Annotated in this window: 4 protein-coding genes; 2 read left to right on the plus strand and 2 right to left on the minus strand. The window is 65.6% G+C overall.

Translation table 11 applies throughout. From position 1 onward, the window contains the following. Positions 1-724 (minus strand): bifunctional 2-polyprenyl-6-hydroxyphenol methylase/3-demethylubiquinol 3-O-methyltransferase UbiG (gene ubiG, locus EOD07_RS28045; protein WP_127237698.1); only part of this gene is annotated, 724 nt, incomplete at its 3' end. 230 nt (positions 725-954) lie between these two features. Between ubiG and EOD07_RS28050 the strand changes: the two genes are divergently transcribed. Beyond that, complete coding sequence (locus EOD07_RS28050; RefSeq protein ID WP_127237699.1) at positions 955-1,548, plus strand: putative glycolipid-binding domain-containing protein; 594 nt, start codon at positions 955-957, stop codon at positions 1,546-1,548. On the opposite strand, the gene EOD07_RS28055 is transcribed toward EOD07_RS28050, so the two are convergent. After that, positions 1,540-1,836 (minus strand): antibiotic biosynthesis monooxygenase, encoded by a 297-nt coding sequence (locus EOD07_RS28055; protein ID WP_127237700.1) that lies wholly within the window; start codon positions 1,834-1,836, stop codon positions 1,540-1,542. The genes EOD07_RS28050 and EOD07_RS28055 overlap by 9 nt on opposite strands. Before the next feature lie 213 nt (positions 1,837-2,049). Between EOD07_RS28055 and EOD07_RS28060 the strand changes: the two genes are divergently transcribed. Further along, the coding region (locus EOD07_RS28060; protein ID WP_127237701.1) for an aspartate kinase at positions 2,050-3,262 on the plus strand (1,213 nt) is incomplete at its 3' end.

Genomic DNA, 3,262 nt, shown 5'->3' on the forward strand with positions numbered 1-3,262 from the left:
CCATATATTTGACGTCCATGTCCCTGGATTTCTGCCAGCGGTCGGCCAGCGGATGATAGATGACGCCGGTGCGGTCGATCACCGTGAGGCCTGCGGCGCCCAGCGCCTTTCCAAGTTCCTCCGGCCGCACCAGCTTGCCGAACTGATGCGTGCCGCGCGGCAGCCAGCGCAGAACATATTCGGCGCCGATGATGGCGAGGCCGAGCGCTTTCAGCGTGCGGTTGATGGTGGCGACGAACATGATGCCGCCGGGGCGGACCATCTGGCCGCATTTGGCGACGAACAGGTCGACATCGGCGACATGCTCGACCACTTCCATGTTGAGGATGACGTCGAAGGTCTCGCCGGCATCGGCCAGCGCCTCGGCCGTCGTGGCGCGATAGTCGACGCTGACGCCGGCCTCCGCCGCGTGCAGCTTGGCCACCTCGATGTTGGTCGAGGAAGCGTCGGCGCCGACGACATCGGCGCCAAGCCTGGCCATCGGTTCGCACAGCAATCCGCCGCCGCAACCGATGTCCAGGAAGCGCAGGCCCTCGAAAGGCCGGGCCGCGCGCGGGTCGCGGCCGAAACGCGCCGCCACCTGGTCACGGATATAGGCAAGCCGCACCGGGTTGAACTTGTGCAGCGGACGGAACTTGCCGTTCGGGTTCCACCATTCGGCGGCAAGCGCGGAGAAGCGCTCGACTTCTCCGGCATCGATGGTCGATCGGCGGGGTTCTGGCATGGGCGGGCCTCCTCGAACGCCAAGAACTCGGCGAACGTTAGGAAGTCGGGTCCTCAGCCGCGAAAGTCAAGGCAGGTTTTTTCAACTGCTGCCACACGCGTTGCCGGCAAGCATCTCCCCGCCGGTGGGGGCCCGATGTCAGCACATGGCGGCTTGATCTGGCCGCCGCGGAAACGCGATCGCCATATCGGACGAATGGAAGGCATGATGTCCAGGAAGGAGGCCCGGTTATGCAACCCCACTCGTCGATCCTCTGGCGCCGTCTCGACCTTGAGGGCCATGATGCCTGCCTGCTTGGCGCGACCGACCAGGGTTGGCGCCTCGAGGGCCACGCACTCTTCGCCCATGACGGCCAGCCCTGCAGCCTTGCCTATGCGGTGGATTGCGATGCCGGCTGGAGCACGCGCTCCGCGCGGATCGACGGCTTTGCCGGCACGCAGGAGCTGCATTACGAGGCCGAGCGGCTCGCCGATGGCCAATGGATGCTGAACGGCGTGGGCCAGGCCGAGGTCGCGGGTCTCGTCGATGTCGACCTTGGCTTCACGCCGGCCACGAACCTCGTGGCGGTCCGCCGCTTCGATCTTGGCGTCGGCATGGCGACGGCGGCTCCGGCCGCCTACCTGGCTTTTCCCGAGCTCAGGCTCACGCGCCTTGACCAGACCTATCGGCGACTGGACGAAAACCGCTACGCCTATGCCGCGCCGGCCTTTGGCTATGAGGCCATCCTGACGGTCTCGTCGGCCGGTTTCGTTCTCGATTATCCGGGCTTGTGGCAAAGCGCTGCCTGGGCCGGTTGCCCAGCCGAGGATGCGGGTCTAGCGTGACAACGCGACTTCGGCATGGCTCATGGCGACGCTGGCCGGCTCTATTGCCTGCAGCGCGTCGCTGTCGCCGATCTCGGCCATGATGCGGTCGGCCGCCGCCCGGGCCTGCTCCATGCTCCGCCAGCGCACGACGTCGACCCATACGCCATCCTCGCGCCGGCCGAGATGTCGGCTGAGGAAGCCCGGCTGCCGGGCGAGCCAGTCGGTTACGGTCCCATTACTGGCGACAAAGCCGGCTTCGGTGCCGGGCTTGAGGCGGAAGGTGACGATTTCCAGGGCCTCGGTCATGAGAATCTCCAGCGGGCGTTTCGCCGTTCTTATGGCATGATCGGCGGCAGGAATCCGTCAGGATGGGCGGTGCCGGGGCCGGCGATAGTCGCGCTCGCTTGCGAAGCTTTGCTGTTTTGGCTAAGGAGGCCGCGCATTCCGGCGCCGGGCTTACCCTGGCGTTTCTTCCCGTTCCGGCCTTGAGCCGGCCTCAGTCAAAGGCATTTCGCTTCCATGGCGCGTATCGTGATGAAATTCGGCGGAACCTCGGTCGCCGACATCGCCCGCATCCGCAATGTGGCGCGCCATGTCAAACGCGAGGTCGATGCCGGTCACGAGGTTGCCGTGGTGGTGTCGGCCATGGCCGGCAAGACCAACGAGCTGGTCGCCTGGACGCGGGAAGCCTCGCCCATGCACGATGCGCGCGAATATGACGCCGTTGTCGCTTCGGGCGAGCAGGTCACGGCCGGTCTTCTGGCCATCACGCTGCAGAATATGGGCGTCCATGCACGATCCTGGCAGGGCTGGCAGATTCCGATCAAGACCGACAACGCGCATGGCGCGGCGCGCATCCTCGACATCGACGGCGCCTTCCTGATCAAGCGGTTCGGCGAGGGCCAGGTGGCGGTGATCGCCGGCTTCCAGGGCATCGGACCGGACAACCGCATCGCGACGCTCGGCCGCGGCGGCTCCGACACCAGCGCCGTGGCGATTGCCGCGGCGGTCAAGGCCGACCGCTGCGACATCTACACCGATGTCGACGGCGTCTACACCACCGACCCGCGCATAGAGCCGAAAGCCCGGCGTCTGGCCAAGATTTCCTTCGAGGAAATGCTCGAAATGGCCTCGCTCGGCGCCAAGGTGCTGCAGGTGCGCTCGGTCGAGCTTGCCATGGTACACAGGGTGCGTACCTTCGTGCGGTCGTCCTTCGACGATCCCGACGCGCCCGGAATGGGGGATTTGCTCAATCCGCCCGGAACGCTCATTTGCGACGAGGAAGAGATCGTGGAACAGCAGGTCGTCACCGGAATTGCCTACGCCAAGGACGAAGCGCAGATTTCGCTGCGCCGCGTCGGCGACCGCCCAGGCGTTGCCGCCGGCATCTTCGGCCCGCTGGCCGAGGCCAACATCAATGTCGACATGATCGTCCAGAACATCTCCGAGGACGGCAAGTTGACCGATATGACCTTCACCGTGCCGTCCGGCGACGTCGACAAGGCGCTTGCGGTGCTGGAGAAGCTGAAGCCGGAAGTCGGCTACGATGTCGTGCAGTCGGAATCCGGCATGTCGAAGGTCTCGGTCATCGGCATCGGCATGAGGAGCCATGCCGGCGTCGCCGCCACCGCCTTCAAGGCGCTGGCCGACAAGGCGATCAACATCCGCGCCATCACCACGTCCGAGATCAAAATCTCGATACTGATCGACGGTCCCTATACGGAACTGGCGG

The sequence above is a fragment of the Mesorhizobium sp. M2C.T.Ca.TU.002.02.1.1 genome (assembly GCF_003997225.1).

What these genes read in the sequence shown, in the direction of transcription:
- EOD07_RS28050 (WP_127237699.1), top strand. Translation starts at nt 955, where the DNA reads ATGCAACCCCACTCGTCGATCCTCTGGCGCCGTCTCGACCTTGAGGGC.
- EOD07_RS28055 (WP_127237700.1), bottom strand. Translation starts at nt 1,836, where the DNA reads ATGACCGAGGCCCTGGAAATCGTCACCTTCCGCCTCAAGCCCGGCACC.